The following is a 21,318-nucleotide window of genomic DNA, read 5'->3' as shown; positions in this document are numbered from 1 at the left end:
AAGAAGCTTCATGTTCATTTTACGGTATTTTGGGCGTAACGTGATCAAATCTCTGGGCTTACTTCCACTTCTGGTGCTGCCGGGAGTGTGCCAGGCCGAGGAAAAGGTCGACTTCCGTACCCAGGTTCAGCCAATTCTTTCCGATCGCTGCTTTCACTGCCATGGACCGGATGCGAAGAACCAAGAGTCAGAATTTCGCTTGGATAGCCAAGATAATCTACTGAAAGACCTCGGGGGGTATGCAGGCGTTGTGCCTGGTGATTTGAAAGCCAGCGAGTTGCATTTGCGGATTCACAGCGACGATGAATCGTCGCAAATGCCTCCCTCTGGCAGCAACCGCACCCTGTCGGAAGAAGAAAAACGAATTCTCGATTTATGGATTCAACAAGGAGCCGAGTACCAGCGTCACTGGGCATTCGAGATTCCTCAGCGACCGGAAGTACCCCTCGATGCTGTGAAGTCGGCGTCATGGACAGAGGAAACCAAGTCCCGCTGGTCGACCAATCCGATTGATGTTTTCATAGCCAAGCGTTTGCTGGATGAAAAGCTTGCGCCTTCGCCGGAAGCAGATCCGGCGACGCGCCTGCGTCGGGCATCGTTGACGCTCACCGGACTGCTACCTCCGGCAGAACTTCAAGAGAAGTTTCTGGCGGACCCCAGCGATACGGCCTACCTGGAAGCGATAGACGAACTGCTCGGATCGATGGCCTATGCCGAACACCAATCGCTGCGCTGGTTAGACGCGGCACGGTATGCCGACACCGATGGGTACCAGAATGACAATGAACGGACCAACTGGCCATGGCGAGACTGGGTGATTCAAGCCATGCACCAGAATATGCCGTTTGACCAATTCACTATCGAGCAGTTGGCCGGCGATATGTTGCCGGATACTACCGATTCGCAGCGGCTGGCAACTGCATTTAATCGCAACCATCGCCAGAATGCCGAAGCTGGGGCACTCTCCGAAGAGTTCTTCGTCGAAAACGTCATCGATCGCGTTGAGACGACTTCGACTGTTTGGCTGGGTCTGACGATGGGTTGTGCACGCTGCCACGACCACAAGTACGATCCATTGAGCCAGCGCGAGTTCTACCAGTTCTATGGTTATTTCAACAACATCGGCGAACGTGGGACCGGCAGAGGTATCGACGCGAACCCGACTATGAAAACAAGTTCGCCACTGATTGAGGTGTCGCCGGCAACGATTGCCAAGCGCGATAAAGCTCAAAAGGAAATGGAAGTAGCTAAAGCTGGCGTGCCTGAGCGCATGCAGCGATGGCTCGATGAATACCAGGGACCAAGCGAAGAGGATTCGATTGTCTGGACGCCGGCCACACTTAAAGAGGCCAACCTTCAAGGGGACGGAGATCTGGTGATCGAAGGGGATGCCACCGTTCGCTACTCAGGCGGAAACAAGTCGACCGAGATTGTTTACAGCATCACCGTTCAACCCCAGCAGAAGTCTCTGACCGCGTTGCAACTAACGGCGCTGCCGGACGATGCCTTCGCGAAGCCAAGACAGCTTGCCCCAAGCGTAAACGGTAACTTCGTTCTGACGAGTGTGAATGTTCTGCAGAATGGAAAACCAATCGCGCTGCAATCAGCGACGGCGTCGTTCGAGCAAGATAGCTTCCCAGTCAAGAATATTCTCGATGGCAAGGCCAGCACCGGCTGGGCGGTGTTCGGAACGGATGTGAAGCCTGAGCCTGTGACGGCCGTTATTCGATTTGCCGAGCCAGTCGAGATCCAAGGTGAAGAGACGCTCGTCATCGAACTCAAGTTTGGCAGCCAGTACGCCAATCACGCGATTGGCAAAGCAAGGATCGCATTCTCCGACCATGCCGATGCAGGCAAGGTCGCTGACGACGGGCTGACCGCCGATGCGAAAGCTGCTTTAGCTAAATCGGCCGACAAGCGAAAGCCCAAAGACCTGGAAGCCATTCGTAAGTACTACGAAACAATCGACCAACAACTGGCCAAGGCGGAGCTTCAACTGAAGAAAGCGGAACAGCAGTATCGCCAAGAGGCTGGTCCTGAAGTAAGCGTCATGATCATGAGCGAGCGGCAAGGAAAGGAAGAGCCGATCTACCTGCTCAATCGCGGTCAATACAACGAGCCTGTCAAAGAGGAACCACTGACGCGTGCTGTGCCGGCACAACTGTTTTCCGAAGACTCACCTATCCAGCCTGGCAACCGTTTGGAATTGGCCCAATGGATGGTTTCACACGAAAACCCATTGACGGCCCGAGTGATTGTTAATCGCATGTGGCAAGATCACTTCGGGGTGGGGCTGGTGAAGACGGTCGACGACTTTGGGCTTCAAGGAGAAGCCCCCAGTCATCCCGATCTGCTGGATTGGTTGGCGGTCGAGTTCATCGAGTCGGGCTGGGATGTAAAGGCCATGCACCGCTTGATCGTTACCAGCAGCGTCTATCGCCAGTCGTCGATCCATCGACCTGAACTCCGCCAGCGTGATCCCGAGAACCGGCTAATGGCTCGCGGACCTCGCTATCGAGCCGATGGTTACTCGATTCGCGACGTGGCTTTGCAGGCAAGCGGCCTACTCAACTCGAAAGCTGGTGGACCGTCGGTAAAACCGTATCAGCCGGCAGGCCTGTGGTCGACGGTCGCTTCTAGTGCGGGCATTCGATACAAGCAAGATACCGGCGAAGGTCTGTATCGCAAGAGCATGTACACCTATTGGAAGCGGGCCGTTAATCCGCCACGACAAACGATCTTTGACGCAGGAAGTCGTGAAGTGTGTACCGTGCGGGCAACCCGAACGAACACGCCGCTACAGGCGTTGGTATTGATGAACGATGTCACGTTTATCGAGAGCGCTCGACAACTGGCGAAAGTAGCGATGCAAGCAGAAGCCAAAGATGATCGTGACCGCTTAGCAGTTATGTACCGCCAAGCGATCGCTCGACCAGCGGACAAAGAGACGCTTGATATTCTGGCCGAGAACTTGCAGTTCTTTCACCAGTATTTTTCCCAATCCCCTGACGAGGCGAAGAAGCTGCTGACCGTGGGTGAATCAACAACTGACAACTCGCTTGACCCCATTCAGCATGCGGCCCTAACCAGCGTAGCTCACTTGATACTGAACTTGGATGAGTTCGTCACTATCGAATAGTTTCGCTTCCCTCGATGAATTCCACGTGACTTGTTCACGGAGTGATAAACCATGAATCCTTTGAACGACGCAAACGAACATCGCATGATGCTGACTCGACGGCACTTCTTTGGCCGATCGGCGTCGGGTATTGGTGTGGCGGCGCTTGCTTCACTTTTGGGTAAGAATGCCTTCGGCGAGTCGAAGGAAAGTACCGATGCCGCTCCGACTGGTGCGCTGAAAGCGTTCCATAATCCTCCCAAGGCAAAACGTGTTATCTATTTGTTTCAAAGTGGCGCTCCTTCCCAGCAAGAGTTGTTCGACCCGAAGCCACTTTTACGCGAAAACGAAGGCAAAGAGCTGACGGACTTTGTCGAGATGACACAGCGTGTCACGGGTATGACTGCGGGGCAGAAGTCGTTTCCGTTGGCTGGATCGCGGTATAAGTTCACCAAGAGTGGGCAGTCTGGCATCGAGATCGGCAGCGAGTTGATTCCACATATCGCCTCGCTGGCCGATGATATGTGTCTGATTCGTTCGATGCAGACCGAAGCGATCAATCATGATCCGGCGATGACCTTCTTTCAGTCGGGGCATCAGTTGCCGGGCCGACCCAGCTTTGGTTCGTGGCTTCACTACGGCCTGGGCACGATGAACCAGAACCTGCCGACGTTCATCACGATGGTCTCGCGTGGAACCGGGCGGCCGAACTGCCAGCCGTTATACGATCGACTGTGGGGAAGTGGTTTTCTCCCCTCGACTTACAGCGGCGTGAAGCTGATGAGTGTTGGGGACCCGGTTCTTTACCTCAGCAATCCAGAAGGTTTAAATCCCGCTGCCCGCCGCCGCATGCTGGACGATCTTGCCCGACTGAATCAAAAGAAGTTGGAAGAGTTTGGCGACCCTGAGATCCACACACGAATTCAGCAGTACGAACTGGCGTACCGCATGCAAACATCGGTGCCGGATCTGACCGACTTCTCGGACGAACCGCAGCACGTGCTCGATTCCTACGGCCCCGATGTCACCAAGCGTGGAACGTATGCCTACAACTGTCTGTTGGCTCGCCGCCTGGCCGAGCGGGACGTTCGCTTCGTGCAATTGTTCCACATGGGGTGGGATCAGCACTTCACGCTGCCCAAACAGTTGCCGGGGCAGTGTCACGATACGGATCAGCCCACCAAGGCCCTGGTCAACGATCTGAAGCAGCGAGGCATGCTGGACGATACGCTGGTTGTGTGGGGTGGTGAGTTCGGCCGGACCTCGTACTGTCAGGGAACGCTCAATGCCGAGACCTATGGGCGCGATCATCATCCCCGCTGTTTCTCGCTGTGGATGACCGGAGCCGGCATCAAGCGTGGGTTTACCTACGGGAAAACGGACGACGTTTGCTATAATGTGGTAGAGAACCCGATGCACGTGCATGATCTTCATGCCACGATGCTGCACCTGCTGGGGATCGATCACGAAAAGCTGACCTTCCGATTCCAGGGTCGCTATTTCCGTTTGACCGATGTGCACGGGCACATCGTGAAAGACATTCTGGCGTAGTCTCGAATATGCTAAGAAGGTTTCGCCCGCTTTCGTGATTTTCTCAGATGAAGAACTCGGTTTTCGTGAAAATCACCCTTCACGAAGCCTGCGCGATAGTCCACAATTCCTGGAGGCGCAATTATTCGTTTTCTGTAGGAATTCCCCGTGGCAACAAAGCCGGCAAAGGTCGTTACTCCACCCGAAAATGCTGAACAACAGGCATTTGTTGGGGTTTTCGATTTGTTCAAGATCGGCATCGGACCATCTAGTTCGCATAGCGTGGGCCCCATGCGTGCGGCCGAGATGTTTTTGGCCAATTTGGCAGACAACGGCCAGCTAGACGCCATTGGGCGTGTCGAAGTCGATCTGTATGGCTCGCTAGCCCTGACTGGCATCGGTCACGCCACCGATGTCGCCGTCCTGATGGGTTTGCAGGGAGAAGTCCCCGATCTGATTAATCCGGAAACAGTCGCTGGCAAGTTGGAGTTAATTCGCGGCCGAAATGAGTTGAACCTGGCTGGCCGGCGGATGATTCACTTTATCGAAAAGGAAGACCTGCTCTTTCAGCGGAAGACGTTCCTGGAAGGGCACCCCAACGCACTTCGCTTCCGTGCGTTTGCCACGCGTGAAAGTAGCGAGCCTTTGGCATCCGAGACCTACTATTCGATTGGCGGTGGGTTTGTGGTCCGGGAAGGGGACGAAGGGAAGGGAATCGCCCATCCTATGTCGGCGGTACCGTTTCCTTTCAGTTCGGCTGCCGAACTGTTGAAACTGGCCGAAGAGCAAGGGTGCGGAATCAGTCAGATTGCTTTGGAGAATGAAAAGGCGTTTCGCTCCGAGTCCGAGATCCGCGAAGGTCTGCAGAAGATCTGGGCAACAATGCAATCCTGTGTCGACCGTGGATGCCGTAATGAAGGGATCTTACCGGGCGGGCTGAACATCCGTCGTCGTGCCCCAAGTCTTCATCAAACGCTTACCAGTCGCCCCGAAGCGAACATGCGTGATCCGCTCAATATTCTGGACTGGGTCGACCTGTACGCGATTGCGGTAAACGAAGAAAATGCGGCCGGCGGACGGGTCGTAACCGCGCCAACCAATGGGGCGGCCGGGATTATCCCCGCGGTACTATGCTACTTCGATCGCTTCTGCCCGGAATCTTCGCCGGAAAAGATCGAGCAGTTCTTACTCACCGCCGCCGCGATTGGTGCCTTGTACAAGAAGAACGCTTCTATCTCGGGGGCCGAAGTTGGCTGCCAGGGGGAAGTCGGGGTCGCGTGCAGCATGGCTGCCGGAGCGTTAACCGAAGTCCGCGGTGGGTCGCCACGGCAGGTCGAAGAGGCCGCTGAAATCGGCATGGAACACAACTTGGGTCTGACCTGCGATCCGATCAAGGGACTGGTTCAGGTTCCATGCATCGAACGCAATGCGATGGGGGCCGTTAAGGCGATCAACGCTTGTCGTCTGGCGCTTCGCGGTGACGGAAGCCATTTCGTCTCGCTCGACAGAGTCATTCGGGTGATGAAACGCACTGGTGCCGATATGTCTTCCCGCTACAAAGAAACCTCTCGGGGGGGCTTGGCCGTCAATATCAGCGAGTGCTGACGGCAGCCTCGCGATATTAGCCGCCTGGCATCGCAGGATGTTGCTTACTGGGGCGAAATTTGACGTAACCTTTTCTCTGGTCTCGTCATAGGTAGGAAAGCTATGCAATCTGCTGGCAAAAAACGTCAGGAAATTGTCTTTTCACCGTTATACTTCAACCATGAAGCATCCCTACCTTATCGCTACCTGCCTGCTGGGGCTTTCTGCTCTCGCATTACCCTTACAGTATGCCACGGCGGCTGAGAACGCCCACGTGCGCGCGCTTTTCAAGACCCACTGCATCGAGTGCCACGGAGCAGACGCCCAGGAAGCCAACCTGCGATTAGACACGCTCGTGTTTCCTTCGGCATCACTCGACAACGCTCATGTCTGGTCGCGGGTGGTCAATGCCGTAGAGCGGGGAGAGATGCCGCCGGATACTAACGAGCAGCCCACGGCCGAAGAGAAGAAGTTGTTGGTTCAGCAGATTGTCGAAACGGTAACCCAGGCAGTCCCCCGTCCGATTTCTCTGCGTCGGCTCAATCGCAAAGAGTATGAAAACACCGTGCATGACCTGTTGGGGATCGATGTTCCACTGGTCGACCTTCTGCCGGAAGATGGCAAGGTCCAAGGCTTCGACAAAGGGATCGACGGGCTCAGTTTTTCTTCGGTGCTGTTGGAAGAGTATCTGAAAGCAGCGAACGTTGCATTTGATGCGACGATTCGTCGGATTCCGCCCCTTCCGCCTGAGACTCGCCGGGCGGAATTGATGCAGATCAAAGAGAATATCGACTCGGTTGACAAGAATAAGGGAGGCGTCATTGAGGTCGACGGTTCGTTGGTCAAGTTCACTCCTGGCTGGCCGCCGGCGCGGATTGATGACGCGCACCCGATTGAGGATGGTGTCTATCGCTGCCGTGTGGCGATTTGGCCGCACGATCCGAACGATCGAACGATCTCGGTCGCATTGTATGTTGGATCTCTGTTTGGCCCTGATACGCAAGAGTTTATCGGCATCTTTGACGCGACTGGCACGCCGCAGAGTCCGCGCGTCGTCGAATTCACGTGTCGGATGGAAGCAGGGGACACGATCCATATCGTACCGCGCGTATGGCCTGAGCACGTAACCTGGCGAGACAAGCACGAGAAACGCCCCGGGGTGGGAATAGCTTGGGTAGAAACGCATGGTCCGCTCGATCAGGCGTTTCCTTCCGAGGCGACCAAGAGACTGTTTGGCGATGTCGAGAGTATCTCGATGAAAGAACAGTGGCCTGTCTGGATGCGACACCGTAAGAACGTCAAAGGGCACATTGTCGAGTCGACACAGCCTAAGGAAGACCTCGAACGAATGCTGAAGAACTTCATTCCACGGGCTTTCCGACGCCCTGTATCCGACGAGGAAATGCAGCCGTTTATCGACCTGGCTCAGAATCGCCTGGAAAGCGGTCGCACCTTCGAACAGGCCGCACGTACCGGGGTGACCGCCGTGATGTGTGCCCCGCAGTTCTTGCTTATCAATCGAGACCCGGTCGTTGACGACTACACGATCGCATCGCGGATGTCGTACTTCCTTTGGTCGACGATGCCAGATGAGGAACTATTGAACCTGGCCGCCGCTGGCAAGCTGAGCGATCCGGTCATTCGTCGCCAGCAGGTCGATCGAATGATCGCGGATCCCAAGATTAAAAACCTGGTGAATGACTTTACGGCGCAGTGGCTCGATCTGCGAGATATCGAATTCACCACACCGGACAAGAAGCTTTACCCAGAATACGACCCCTTGCTGCTGGAAGGGATGTTGGGGGAAACGCGTCATTTCTTCGAGCATGTACTGCAGGAGGATTTGAGCGTGATGAACTTCGTCGACTCCGACTGGACGTTTCTCAATCAACGCATGGCCGGGCACTATGGTCTGCCAAAGGTCGAAGGGCACGAGCATTTCCGGAAGGTTATGCTGCCTGAAGATTGCCTTCGCGGCGGCGTGCTGACGCAAGCAAGCGTCTTGAAGGTAACGGCCAACGGCACGACCACATCGCCGGTAATTCGCGGCGTGTGGGTACTCGATAAGATACTCGGTCGGCCAGCTCCCCCACCGCCTCCTGGCGTTCCGGCGGTCGAGCCTGACATTCGTGGAGCAACAACGATTCGCGAGCAACTCGACAAGCATCGCAGCATTGCAGAGTGTGCGAGTTGCCATAAGCGGATCGACCCGCCCGGTTTCGCGCTGGAAGAGTTTGACGCGATTGGTGGGCATCGAGACTTTTATCGCTCGATTGGCGACGGAGAAAAGATTCCGGACCAGAAGTCGTACCGTAAAGGTCCCGATGTGGAATCGTCCTTTGAAATGGCCGATGGTCGTAAGTTCGAGAACTTCATCCAGTTTCGACAGCAATTGGTCGACGACCAACCGCTGGTGGCGCGCGCGATTGCCGAAAAACTGCTGATCTATGCTACCGGTCGCAAGATGGGACTTCCCCAACGCGAGGCCGCCGATCAGATTGTTGCCGCCTCGAGTAAGAACGACCATGGCCTCAAGTCGATGATTCAGGCCGTGGTGGAAAGTGACTTGTTCCTCGCTCCTTAGAATTTATGGCTCTCTGAGCTTTTAAAGGATTCGCAATGTCGAACCAACTTAGTCGACGAACGTTTCTGCGTGCCTATGGGATTGCGATGGGGCTGCCGCTGTTAGGCAGTATGAGAGCGACCCGATTGCTGGCCAAAGACGAGCCAGGCGAAGCAAGCGACGTACGGCGTATGCTGGCCATTTGTGCTCCGCTGGGGATTCATACGCCCAATCTGTTTCCTGAGAAGGCTGGCAAGGACTACGAACTGACTCCTTATCTCAAACCGATGGGGGCATTGCGGGATAAGTTCTCGGTGATCTCCGGAATCATGCATCCCAACGTGGATGGTGGACATTCGGCGGAAAAGAGCTTTCTGACTGGGGCCGCACACCCAGGACAGCCAAGCTTCCAGAATACCATTTCAGTGGACCAACTCGCCGCAGAACAACTGGGGTACAAGACTCGCTTCAGTTCGCTGACACTTGCCGTCGACTACAACAGTCTTTCCTACACGCGTAGCGGTGTGCAGATTCCGGCCGAGAATCGGCCCTCGAAGCTGTTCGCAAAGCTCTTTCTCGAAGGAACACAGCAGGAAAAAGAAGAGCAGATGCGGCGGATCGAGGATGGCCAAAGCATTATGGACCTGGTTCAAGAGCAGACGAAAAAGGTCACTAAGAAGGTGGGCCGCGAAGACAATCAAACGCTGGACCAGTACTTCACCAGCGTGCGAGAGTTGGAGCAGCGTCTGGTTCAGGCCGAAGCGTGGGCCAAGCAGCCTAAGCCTGAGGTCGATCGTAAGCAGCCAAAAGATATCGATGACCGGGCCGAATTGACCCAGAGGCTGCGGCTCATGTACGAGATGATCTTCCTGGCGATTCAAACCGACTCGACCCGCTTCATTTCGTTGGTCGCGCCCGGCGGCAACGAGGTGGTTTCGCTCGATGGTGTCGACGACGGTTGGCATAACCTCAGCCATCACGGCCGAGATCCCGATAAGATCGAGATGCTGACCATTATCGAACTGGAAGAAATGCGGCTTTTCGCTGAGCTGATGCAAAAGTTGGAAGACGCCAAAGAAGGGTCGCATTCGCTGTTAGACCAGACGGCGATTCTGTTCGGTTCCAATCTCGGAAACGCATCGAGTCACAATAACACTAACTTGCCGATTATTGCCGCCGGCGGGCACTTCCGTCACGGGCAGCATATTGCCTATCAGGAAGACAAGGCTCCGCCGCTGTGCAACTTACTGGTCAGTTACCTGCAGCATGTGGGAGTCGAGATCGATCAGTTCTCTTCGGGGCGTGGAACGTTAACAGAACTGCCGGCCGTTTAGTTCGGTTTCAGCAGTCCTGAGTCTATGCCGCTGACCGTTTCCACACGAACGTGCCACCAGGGGAATTGAAACTTCTCCTGGCACTTGCGACAGGTAACGCGTTGGCCGAGGAATTTCACGCCGCCGTCACTTTCCAGGCCGCAACCGGGGCATGTCGCAAGCCACTGGGTATTCTCAAGATCGATCGTCTTTCCCTTGAGAGGCTGATATGCTTCGAGCGGAATGTCTGCCTTGGTGAAGTTAATCAGGTCTTCTCGCGAGATGGCCGCTTCCGGCTGGGCCGCCAAACGTTCTGAGTGCAGCCCCACGGCTCGTTCGAAGACATTCCGCACAAAGCGGGCATTGCCGAAGCGTTCGTCGCGTCCATGGTATGCGGCTGTGAACAGGATGCTGGCGATCGCTCGGGCCTCGTTCGTCAACTCGTACTCGGAATCAGCACAGAACTTTTCAAAGATTCGACACAGGTCGGATACGGCATAGTCATCGAAATCGATGTATCGTGTGAACCGACTTTCGAGTCCAGGATTGGTTTCGATGAATTGCTGCATAAGTCTGGGGTAGCCTGCCACGATGACCACCAGTTGATCGCGGTTGTCCTCCATTCGCTTTAGTAGTGTGTTAATCGCTTCCTGGCCGAAATCATGCTGCCCCGTCGGGTTGGAGAGGGCATAGGCCTCGTCGATGAAGAGCACCCCATCCAAAGCCGAATCGACGACTTCATCGGTTTTCAGAGCCGTTTGCCCAACGTAACCACTCACCAGAGCTACCCTGTCTCCTTCGACCAGTTTCGGTGTCTTCAGAATTTGAAAGCCATACAGAATCTTGCCAATGATACGGGCAACGGTTGTCTTGCCGGTGCCTGGGTTCCCTTTGAAAACGAAGTGCAGCGTTTGCGACGATTGCTTCAAGCCATGTTCGCGGCGCTGCTTTTGAATCTTCAGATAAGCCATGAGCCGTTTGACTTCTGTCTTAACCGAGTTCAATCCGATCAGCCCGTCGAGTTCCTTCTGGGCTTCTTTGAGTATCGTTTCCGGAGGCCCGTATTCTTCGATCGCGTCTTTCTCCGGTGGATCGAGCTTGATCGGCTTCAGCGCGTCAAGTGGCGAGGGTCCACGCGTGCTGCGGGAAGTATAAGGGTTGCCTCCCCGGCAAGTTTCAAACATGCGATCAAGCTTGTCGACGAGGTCGCGTTCGACGTCGGTTGATGCACCCCACTGAAACACCGCGCCGACAATCGTGCGAATCATGCGTTCGTAGGTTGGCAGCAAACTGGAATCGCGCCCCAAGTGATGCACGATCAAACAAAGAACAAGGCTCAAGTTGCGAGTCTCGCTGCAGTTGCCGCCAAACCACTCGCGATCGTTCATGAACGCGCTGAGAAAGACATCCCACTGGTTGCGACTGAGCGTGCTATAGCGTTTGAATCGCGAGAGGGTGCAGATACTACTGGCCAGCGGTAGTGCCACCGAGAATGAAACGTCGAATTCGTGCTCTTCAATGCGATGATCGGCCAGAATGGCCATTCCCAGGTGATGAAGACAATCGCTGGCCAAAGCCATTCGCACGAGCGATTCGGGATAGTTACCGCGTTGGCGATATGTCTCAGTAATCGCATCCCAAGGGATCTCACTAAACCCGTTGAACTCGCCTGGGAAGTTGATCCGAAAACGAGAACCGCCAAGCTCTCGGCTGAGAGTAAGAAAGATCTTGTTGAAGTCGTCTTCAATTTGGGGCCACAAATCCGCCACTAAGAGATGTCCTTCGTTTGTAGGCTAACGTTTGTTTGGCGATGATTCTATTCGCCAATTGGGTTCGGTTCTACCGAGAGATTTCAGGTCAAGCGGCAAAAAGTCGGTTAGATACGAAATTCGTGTTGCAAAACGGACTTCTTAAGGGACGTTATGGCATAGATTCGACAATTCCGCGAGAAATTGCGGCAGGATGGCGAACCGACAGGTAGTATGAAGCTAAGCTCGGCTGACATTCTCTTCAGGCCGACTTTCCCACCGTGACTCTATTAGTTCAAACTACTTATTTCCCACTCGATTACAGCATGATTCGCACTCTTTTGTTGGCAGTTGTGTTTGCCGTTACTTGCGTTACGTTAACCCATGCCAACCCACTTGTTTACGAAGGGGACTCTGGCATTGGCAAAGGGAAGCATATCGTCTTCCTGGCTGGCGACCATGAATACCGTTCCGAGGAATCGCTGCCGGCATTGGCACGAATTCTGGCGAAGCACCATGGTTTTAAATGCACGGTGCTGTTTTCCATCGACAAGAAGTCAGGCGAGATCTCGCCAGGCTCCAGCTATATGCCTGGGACCGAAGCGTTGGAAACGGCGGACCTGATGGTGATCTTTTTGCGTTTCCAAGACTTCCCCAAAGAGCAGATGCAGCCGATCGTCGACTATCTGGAACGAGGGGGCCCTGTCGTTGGCATGCGAACGTCGACCCATGCGTTCAAGATCCCCGAGAAATCAGAGTTCGCTCGCTTCAGTTATAATTACAAAGGGGAGGACTACCCGCTGGGATTTGGCCGCCAGGTGCTAGGGGAAACATGGGCTGGTCACTACGGTAAGAACCACGTGATGAGCACGCGGCTCGATATCGTGCCGCAGCAGAAAGATCATCCTGTCCTGCGGGGCGTGAAGAATCCCTGGGTGCAGGCCGGTGGCTATTGGACTGCCCCCATGGAAGATAGTACCGTTTTGGCCATGGCACAGCCACTTGAGAGCATGAAGGCTGATTCTCCGGCTGCCAAGGATAAGATGCCATGCCCTGGTGTCTGGGTGCGTGATTACCAATCGAAAAGCGGTAAATCAGGACGCGTCTTCACGACCACCTACGGAGCCTCCGAAGACATTCTCGACGACGGCTTCCGCCGCATCATGGTCAACGGTTGTCTGTGGGCCGCCGGCATGGAGCAGCAGATCAAGCCTGATTTGAAGATCGACTTCGTCGGACCATATCAACCGGTCACGTTCAGCTTTGGTGGTCATCGCAAAGGAGTGAAGCCGGCCGAACTTCAAGGCTGGGATTCACCCATCCTGCCGGATCACTCCCCGAACGATAAAAAAAAAGTAGCGGCGATGGAGGCCTCGCGTCGTGAAGAAGGACGCGACGCTAGAAAACAAAACGCAAAAGATGCCAAGAATACGCAGGTCGAGAATCCGCCGGAACTGACCGACGAAGACTTCTCCGGGTTTGCGATCTACGAAAAGACTGCCCCTCGTCCGAAATCTGCGGAGCCGATTGCCACGTCGCTTCCCCTGAAACTGAACAAGGGGGACCGCATCGCTCTGATTGGGAACACCTTGTTCGAGCGATCTCAGGATTTCGGTCATTTTGAAGGGATGCTTCAAAAGAAATTCCCCCAGCATCAATTGACCGTTCGGCACCTTGCCTGGTCGGCTGACGCAATTGACGTTCAGCCGCGGCCCGACAACTTTGCCGATACGCAGCAGCATCTGGTTCATGAGAAAGCCGATGTCATCCTGGCGGCGTTTGGTTTCAACGAATCGTTCGCAGGTCCCGCCGGCCTGGCGGAATTTCGGCAAAAGCTGACGCAGTACCTGACCGATCTCAAATCGAAATCGTTCAACGGCAAGACGGCCGCGCGAATCGTGTTGGTTTCGCCGATCGCGAACGAGAACATCGATAACATCCCTGCCGCAACGCTGAATAACGCCAATATTCAGCTTTACGTTGATGTGATGCGCGATGTCGCCGCTGAACAGAACATCGCTTTCGCCGATGTCTTTCCAGCGACTGCGGCCGAAATGGGCAGCCCTGGCACCGATCTGACAATCAACGGCGTGCACTTGAACCAAGCCGGCGACCAGGTCTTTTCGGCGGCTCTCTTCGAGCAATTGTTCCAGGAAGAAGCACCGGAAGTAAGCCAATCGCTGCTCGCTACGATCGTCGATAAGAACATCCAGTTCTTCCGGCGTTTTCGTCCGTTGAACACGTTCTATTACACCGGCGGTCGCAATAAGGACTACGGCTATCTCGACTTTCTACCGGCGATGCGCAACTTCGATATGATGGTTGCCAATCGCGATGAGCGAATCTGGGATATTGCTCAAGGGAAGCAGGTGCCTGCAAAGGTCGACGACTCGAACGTTCCATCGCTTCCCATGACCAAGCAGAGTCGGGGGGCGAACGAGTGGATGTCGGCCGAGGACGAGAAGAAAGCGTTTGACGTCGACCCACGCTTCGAGGTGAATCTCTTTGCCGGGGAAGAGGAATTTCCGGATATCGTGAATCCAATTCAAATGCGATGGGACTCTAAGGGACGCCTGTGGGTAAGCTGCTCGACGACCTACCCTCACGTTTATCCCGGCAACGAACCCAATGACAAGTTGGTCATTCTGGAGGATACCGACGGGGACGGCAAAGCGGACAAGTCGACGGTGTTCGCTGATAATCTACACATTCCCCTTTCGTTTGAATTCGGTGATGGCGGGGTTTATGTCTCCGAACAGCCTTGCTTATCTTTTTTGAAGGACACCGATGGAGACGACAAGGCTGATATTCATAAGGTTGTGCTGCGTGGTTTTGGCACGGAAGACTCGCATCACTCGCTGCATGATTTCACGTGGACGCCGGATGGCGACTTGATCTTCCGCGAATCGATCTTTCATCACTCGCAAGTCGAAACACCGTATGGTCCGGTTCGTCAGCAAAACAGCGGCTGGTTCCGCTTCGATCCCAAAACGCAGCGTCTCATCAGTTTTGGTTCGTACCCCAGCACGAATCCTTGGGGTGTGACGTTCGATCGCTGGGGCCAGCACATGGCCAGCCATCCGGTTTACGCCGAAGCGCATCAAGCGGTCGATCCGCCGTACCCATTACAGAATGATCGCCCTAACGGTTTACAGGCATACTCTGGGGTTTGCGGTCATCACTTTGTCGATTGGGCGACCTTCCCGAAGCAACTGCAAGGGAGTTTTATCAAGGTTCGTTACAAGCCGACCAATCGCGTAGAGATTTTGAACTGGAAGGAAGGTCCCTTCGGCTACACCGAAGAGTATGTTGGTGACCTGTTGTTTTCACGGAACCTCAGTTTCATTCCGGTCGATTTGCAATGGGGACCACGTGGAGCCCTCTACGTTTGCGACTGGTACAACCCAATCAAGGGACATGCCCAATATTCGCTACGCGATGAACGTCGCGATCGCCACTCGGGTCGCATTTGGCGGATAACGGCCAAGGATATGCCGCTGCAAGAACCACCGCAGATCGCGGGTGCTTCCATTGAGCAGCTACTTGAACTTCTCAAGCGACCTGAATACGCCGTTCGTTTTATGGCTAAGCGAGAGTTCGGAGAGCGTGACCCGGCGAAGGTGAAAGAACTGCTTGACAAGTGGGTAACGAAGCTCGATCCGAGCGACCCTGAGTTTCGCCATCATCAAATTGAAGCCATTTGGGCCTATCGCTGGATCGATGCTGTTGAGATGGTTCCTGCCAGCGACGCAACACCGGAGCGAGACCTGGCGGTTGCTGTTGGTGTACTGGAAGATCTCTTGGCTTGTGAAAACTCCCATGCCAGGGCGGCGGCCACCAAGCAGCTTCGCTATTGGTACCCTTACCTTCCCCAGTGGGAGCAGCGTCTGAAGGCAGCGGCCAACGATGAGAATGCGATTGTTCGAATGCAGGCCGCCATCGCTGCCACCTATATCGGCAGTAAGCCTGCGTTTGCCGCAATGCTGGATGTACTAAAGCATCCGCGGGAAGGGCACGTGGCTTATGGGATCACGTGTGCCCTGATGTCGAAACCGATGCGTGCCCATTGGGAAGGGAACCCTCGCTATGGAATTGCTCGCATTCTGAAGCAGGCCGCGAAGGACTCTGAGATCAAAGAACCCAAACCGACTGTAGCTCAGGCCAAGTTTGACGCGCAGAAAGACCTTCGCGAAGTAAAGATTACTTGTCTCGAAGAACGCATGCTGTTCGACGTCAAACACTTCATGGTCAAGCCTGGTCAGCCACTGAAGATTGTCTTTACGAACCCCGATGCAACGGACCACAACTTCGTGATTGTGAAGCCTGATACCCTGGCCGAGGTGGGCATGGCGGCCAACGAGATGGCGAAAGACCCAACCAATGCCGACTCGGACTTTATCCCACGCGAGAAGATGGATCTGATCATCCAGAATACACCGATGATCGGTCCGACCCGCGCGGCACAGATCGCCGTCCTGCGGTTCAATGCCCCTAAAGAGGAAGGGATTTATCCTTACGTGTGCACCTTCCCAGGGCACTGGGTTGTAATGAACGGGGTAATGGTTGTCGCCCGCGATGATGCCAGTGCCCAGGCGTTGATGGATTCGAGCGTTCCTCAAGTGATCAAAGAATGGAAGATGACCGACTTTTCGGACTTCGCGGATCATCCTCGTAAGAAGGACGATGCGACGCTTGTTCGCGGCATGACGGCTTTCGTGAAAGCTCGCTGTAACCAGTGCCATGTCGTCGCCGGTCATGGAACCAACTTGGGGCCTGATCTGACCGAGTCGGTGAAGAAGCTGAAAGGGAAAGACCTGTTGCAGCAGATGGTCGACCCATCGAGTCAGATCAACGAGAAATTTCAGAACGTTCAGTTCCTCACCATAAGTGGCCGAGTGATCACCGGTGTTGTTGTCAAAGAGGATAAGCAGGCGTTTCATGTCGCGACTAACCTTCTGACTCCCAACAGTCTGACGACGATTCCTAAGGATGATGTCGAGCAAATGGCACCATCGAAAATCTCTCCGATGCCAGGCGGTTTGCTCGATATCCTGACTAAGGAAGAGATCTATGATCTTCATTCGTATCTGGAAGCAGGTGGTTACGAGATGCCGGAACATTTGAAGAACCTGCACAATCATGGTGGGGCCAAATAGCAACGAAAAAAGCCCTGCCAGGCATCGCGAAGTCTTGCTGCTTACCTTCGCAACGGCCTGACAGGGCTCAGCGACTCGCGCTGCCCTCGCATCCTATTCCCACTCGGCGAACACGGCATCCACGTATTCCGGTTCGCTCACCAGGTTGCCAATGATGCGTCCAAACATGGCCGCAGAATCGTAGTTTTCAGCCGTGATGATGCGTCCATCGACAATCACGTCGTCGGCAACGGTCGTTGGATCACCAACAGAGCCTGATTCGACCATCGTGCCTCCGTTGAGTTCGATGTTGTCGCGTGTCGTGTAGATCCGTTGATCGGAGCTCGGAGCAGATCCGCCCCAAGCGGAGACCGTCTTCCCGTCCAGAAGGCTCTCGCCGTCTACCCGGGCATAGGCCAACACCGATACGCCGTGGCAGATGGCCGCAACATACTTGTCTTGTTCGACGAAGTCGTTGACCAGGTCGTTGACGGTGGTCTTGAGGGCATCAGTGCTGTTGTAGGCACCATGGTCGTAGGTTCCCTCGAACGCGTACTGGTAGCTGGAAGCTCCCCATCCACCCACAAAGACGATGGCCGAGTAGTCGTCGGCGCTGACATCCGTGAGGGCCAGGTCAGGCCGAACTAGCCCACCGTCGGCTCCTTGACCAGAGTTTGCATGAGGGCGAGAGACTTCCGTCGTCGCGGCTGCAACAACAACCTCTAGTCCCTGTGCTTCCAGCGACTGCCGTGTGTCGCCATATTCCTGGTAGTAGAAGTCTTGATTGGCAATGACCATCAAGACCGGCAGTGGCTTATTGGCTGTTGGGGTATCATCGGTATTGTCGTCCTCGTCAGGAATCGACTCGGCGACGGCGACCAGCACCGTTTGACTTGCCGAATGGGTCCCATCGGTGGCCCCGATTTCAACCTGGAAACTGCCGGTGTAGTCGGCATCTGGGGTGATGACCAGAACGTCTCCCTCGATATGTACGCTCGCGTCGATCGATTCCGGTTCGGCAATCAGGTCTGGGTCGTCGTAGTGGGTCGAATCGAAACTGGCCAACAAGGTGCTTTTGGCGAAAGAGCCTTGCCACTGGTAGAACTCGCCCGAAGGCATCACGTAGAACCAGCCACCGTTGGCCGAACGAATCCAGCGTTCGTTATTGCCCAGGCAATTGGTGTGGTAGTCGTCCGATTCCACCAGGTCGTACTGGGCATCGAGTTTTTGCTCGATGGTCGAAACGATGGAAGCCGAGAAAATAAGGGCTTCCGTTTCCACGTCACCGCTGACGGTCAGCATCGTCTCTAGAGTCTGGCCGCTGGTGGCTTCCACATCAGAGATCGGATCGAGCGTCCAGTTGGTTTGGGCAGTTGGATCGAGTGTCGAAGTTTCGACATACTCCGACTCAAGCGGCATCAGCTCGGTGGTGGCGACGTCACCTGCCATCATGCGCCGGTCTTCCAGGCTCTGCAGATTGCTTCCCAGGCGACGGCTTTTACGATTGGCGGATGTATTCTTGCGCGGCTTTTTGTTGGTGAAAAGGTTGAATCGTGACATTGTGTTTCTCCAAGTCTGTTCCCGTGATGATGGTTGCGTTTCCGCTGGCTTACCGAATAAATGGCAAGCCAACGGAAAACCTTTCACGCGGGACCAAAATATTTAGAAGAAACACAAAAGTCGCCCAAAAGCGGGGGCGATTTCAGTTAGAAACAGGCCGCAAACGCACTTGATGAAAGGTCGTGTCGCTGTCGTAAGCCCCTAGCCCTAAAGACTTTTCGGGCAGCGTCCACAGCTCGAGCAGCGTCAGATTTGAGCCATCCCCTTCGTAGGTCGACAGCAACTGGCCATCCAGAAAAGCTTGGACCTGGTCGCGGCGTACGCGGATTTCGGCGGAATAACGACGACCATTTTCCAGAACAACGTTGTCGACACGCGTGGGATTGGTGCGAATGTTTTCGCCATCAATGTTTTGAATGCCCCCCAGGTTCTCGCTCCACCCATCAAGATCGAATGTTGCCGTTCCTTCTCCATCAAGGAAATGCAAAGCGATCGATTGCGTACCGCTATTCCGCGTAAATTGAACTTCAAAGTCATACTCGCGGGGAGGCAGAAACGACAGCATAATCCGCGCACCAGGAGTCGCGTCGGCATGGAGTTCCCCTGTGGAGGTCACTTCCCAATTGCCGGCTACGGTATTCGCGGGAGGATCGCTCAGAGAGATCAAATTGACCCAGCTATCTGTTGTTGCAGGAGCAGTCGTTCGTTCCTGTACCGTCAACTCAGCGAGATCCGACCTGGATGGATCGGAGGCGTCATCTTTTCCGAAGTTTCCCAGTACCAGCAAAGCGACAATCGCTCCTAGAACTGCGCCTCCTCCCCCGATCAATAGGCGGTTCTTACGAACCCACATCGAAAATGGGCTGACCTTCGCTGGGCGTTGGGATGAGGAACGCTGCGACGGACGATCTGGGCTCGGCTCTACCTTGGGCACTGAGAGCATCGAGTTGGGAATACTTGGCTGAGTCGCTGCCGTGTCGTTGGCATAGGCCGAGTCGGGATGTCCGTATGGCTTGAGGGCCTCGACGACCTCTGCTGGGGTTTGATAACGATCATCGGGTGACTTGGCCATTAGTTTTTCGACGATGGCAATGACCTGCGGTGGGATATCGTCACGAATGTCCGACAGAGGCCGCGGCTGGCGTTCGCAGTGCCCGAGGACTTTCTCGAACGCTGTTCCTTCGGGAAAGGGAGCATGGCCGGCCAGTAGGAAATAGAGCGTGCACCCCAGACTGTAGAGGTCGGCTCGAATGTCTGCGCGTTTGGAATCTCGGGCTTGTTCTGGTGCCATATAGTCTGGCGTGCCCAACGCGGTGAAGTCGGCCGTCAGTCCCGGGTCGTCAGGCGATTGCTCGGACTGAGTCGCAAAACGCGCCAGGCCGAAATCGAGAATCTTGATGGTCCCACGCGACGTCCGCATCAGGTTGTGCGGTTTGATATCTCGATGAACGGTGCCCCGCTCGTAGGCATGTTGCAGCCCTTGAGCGGCCTGCATGACGTAGTTACACGCGTGAAGCACCGGTAACGGCTTTCGACGCGCTACCAATTGATCGAGACTAATTCCGTCGATGTACTCCATTACAAGGAAGTGCATGTCGCCTGCCTGTTCGGCATCGTAGGCGGCGACGATATTGCGATGAGACAGCTTGGCAGCTGCTTTGACTTCCTGATGAAAACGCTCGACGGCGAGTTCGTTCTTCATTAACCGCGAACTGATTACCTTCAGAGCGACCGGGCGTTCCATCAGCTTGTGCTCGGCCTGATAAACGATACCCATTCCCCCTTGGCCGAGTTGCCGAATGATTCGGTATCGCGGATGGTCTAACAGTGCGGTAGGTACCGTCCCGGCGTCTTCATCTTGGAAAGACGGCGTAGGGCTGCCGACCGGGGTAAGGCCATCATCAATACTGCTGGTGGCGGCGTGGATTCGTTCGACTAGCGGATCGTGCGGAATTGTACGTAAAACATCGCAGCATGTATCGCACTGTCCGATGTGGTCTTCGATACGCTGGCGATCTGGCTCGGCGAGAGTGCCGTGGAAGAACGATTCGAGCTCTGCTTGCGTGGGATGCGTCGCGTTAGTCTCGTTCATGGACCGACCGCCGATAGTAATAGATTTTAATCAATGAGCCCCAGTCCGCGTTGACGCAGCCGCGAAAGCACACGCGACTTGGCCACGAATACCGCATTGACGGAAATTCCGAGCTCTTGGCTGACGTCGTCCGCACTCAGGCCATCCAGGGCGAAACGTTGGAATGCCAACCACGTTTTGTCTGTAAACGCGGGGCGAACTTCCTGTAGCAGGTATTGTATCACGTGGCGGTCATGCTCTCGATTCCATTGGGCGCTTAAGCCGCTTTCGGGATCTTGAAGCTCGGCAATGACCTGGCCAAAGTCACTTCCACCGATCCCTGGGGGCTGCTTGTTCTTCTTTCGCCAGTGATCTCGCAGACAATTTGACGTAATGGTTCGCAGCCAGGCACGAAATGCTCCCGCGCGGGGTTCGCGGCGGAACTCGGGAAAGCGGCGGAAAACGACCGTCAGAACTTCCTGTGTGATGTCCTCGACGTCATCCAGCGAAGCACCAAATCGCTTGAGCCAACCCCGGATCAGTGGCGAATACATCCCGACCAATCGCCCCCATGCCTCTTCATCAGAGGTGTGTTGCAGCGAGTCGAGAAAGCTAACGGAGGTGTCCATTTAGACAGAATTGCGTCGTGAAATTGCCAGGGTTGGTGGATACAACTTTATCGTACACTTCTTACGT

Annotated in this window: 10 protein-coding genes; 6 read left to right on the top strand and 4 right to left on the bottom strand. The window is 55.0% G+C overall.

What is annotated here, in order from left to right:
* Window positions 1-10: 10 nt before the first annotated feature.
* The 5 genes from C5Y96_RS25445 (at window position 11) to C5Y96_RS25425 (ending at window position 10,129) form a co-directional block, all read left to right on the top strand.
* On the top strand, window positions 11-3,139 hold the full coding sequence (locus C5Y96_RS25445) for a DUF1553 domain-containing protein (RefSeq protein WP_105359286.1): 3,129 nt from the start codon (window positions 11-13) through the stop codon (window positions 3,137-3,139).
* Window positions 3,140-3,190: 51 nt separating this feature from the next.
* The gene (locus tag C5Y96_RS25440) at window positions 3,191-4,669 is read left to right on the top strand and encodes a DUF1501 domain-containing protein (protein WP_105359284.1); all 1,479 of its coding nucleotides are present in this window, start codon (window positions 3,191-3,193) and stop codon (window positions 4,667-4,669) included.
* 147 nt (window positions 4,670-4,816) lie between these two features.
* On the top strand, window positions 4,817-6,253 hold the full coding sequence (locus C5Y96_RS25435) for an L-serine ammonia-lyase (RefSeq protein ID WP_105359282.1): 1,437 nt from the start codon (window positions 4,817-4,819) through the stop codon (window positions 6,251-6,253).
* A 160-nt stretch (window positions 6,254-6,413) separates the two neighbouring features.
* Complete coding sequence (locus C5Y96_RS25430; RefSeq protein WP_105359280.1) at window positions 6,414-8,816, top strand: DUF1592 domain-containing protein; 2,403 nt, start codon at window positions 6,414-6,416, stop codon at window positions 8,814-8,816.
* 35 nt (window positions 8,817-8,851) lie between these two features.
* Window positions 8,852-10,129 (top strand): DUF1552 domain-containing protein, encoded by a 1,278-nt coding sequence (locus tag C5Y96_RS25425; RefSeq protein ID WP_105359278.1) that lies wholly within the window; start codon window positions 8,852-8,854, stop codon window positions 10,127-10,129.
* Here the strand turns inward: C5Y96_RS25425 and C5Y96_RS25420 are convergent.
* Window positions 10,126-11,877, bottom strand: coding sequence for an AAA family ATPase (locus tag C5Y96_RS25420; protein ID WP_105359276.1), 1,752 nt, complete (start codon window positions 11,875-11,877; stop codon window positions 10,126-10,128). The genes C5Y96_RS25425 and C5Y96_RS25420 overlap by 4 nt on opposite strands.
* A 305-nt stretch (window positions 11,878-12,182) precedes the next feature.
* Between C5Y96_RS25420 and C5Y96_RS25415 the strand changes: the two genes are divergently transcribed.
* Window positions 12,183-17,012: a PVC-type heme-binding CxxCH protein gene (locus C5Y96_RS25415; RefSeq protein WP_105359274.1), complete on the top strand. Its 4,830-nt coding sequence runs from the start codon at window positions 12,183-12,185 to the stop codon at window positions 17,010-17,012.
* Between the two features lie 93 nt (window positions 17,013-17,105).
* Here C5Y96_RS25415 and C5Y96_RS25410 read toward each other — a convergent pair whose 3' ends face one another.
* The 3 genes from C5Y96_RS25410 to C5Y96_RS25400 all read right to left on the bottom strand — a co-directional run bounded on the left by C5Y96_RS25410 (window position 17,106) and on the right by C5Y96_RS25400 (window position 21,251).
* Window positions 17,106-18,551 carry a DJ-1/PfpI family protein gene (locus tag C5Y96_RS25410; RefSeq protein ID WP_105359272.1) on the bottom strand — a complete coding sequence of 482 codons (1,446 nt, stop codon included), beginning with the start codon at window positions 18,549-18,551 and terminating at the stop codon, window positions 17,106-17,108.
* 142 nt (window positions 18,552-18,693) lie between these two features.
* The gene (locus C5Y96_RS25405) at window positions 18,694-20,643 is read right to left on the bottom strand and encodes a serine/threonine protein kinase (protein WP_105359270.1); all 1,950 of its coding nucleotides are present in this window, start codon (window positions 20,641-20,643) and stop codon (window positions 18,694-18,696) included.
* Window positions 20,644-20,669: 26 nt separating this feature from the next.
* A complete protein-coding gene (locus tag C5Y96_RS25400) occupies window positions 20,670-21,251 on the bottom strand; it encodes an RNA polymerase sigma factor (protein ID WP_105359268.1) in 582 nt (193 codons plus the stop codon).
* Window positions 21,252-21,318 lie beyond the last annotated feature (67 nt).

Origin of the sequence: Blastopirellula marina (assembly GCF_002967715.1) — a bacterium.
In the GTDB taxonomy this organism is placed as follows: Bacteria; Planctomycetota; Planctomycetia; order Pirellulales; family Pirellulaceae; genus Bremerella; species Bremerella marina_B.
This window is presented reverse-complemented; position numbering and strand designations above follow the sequence as displayed.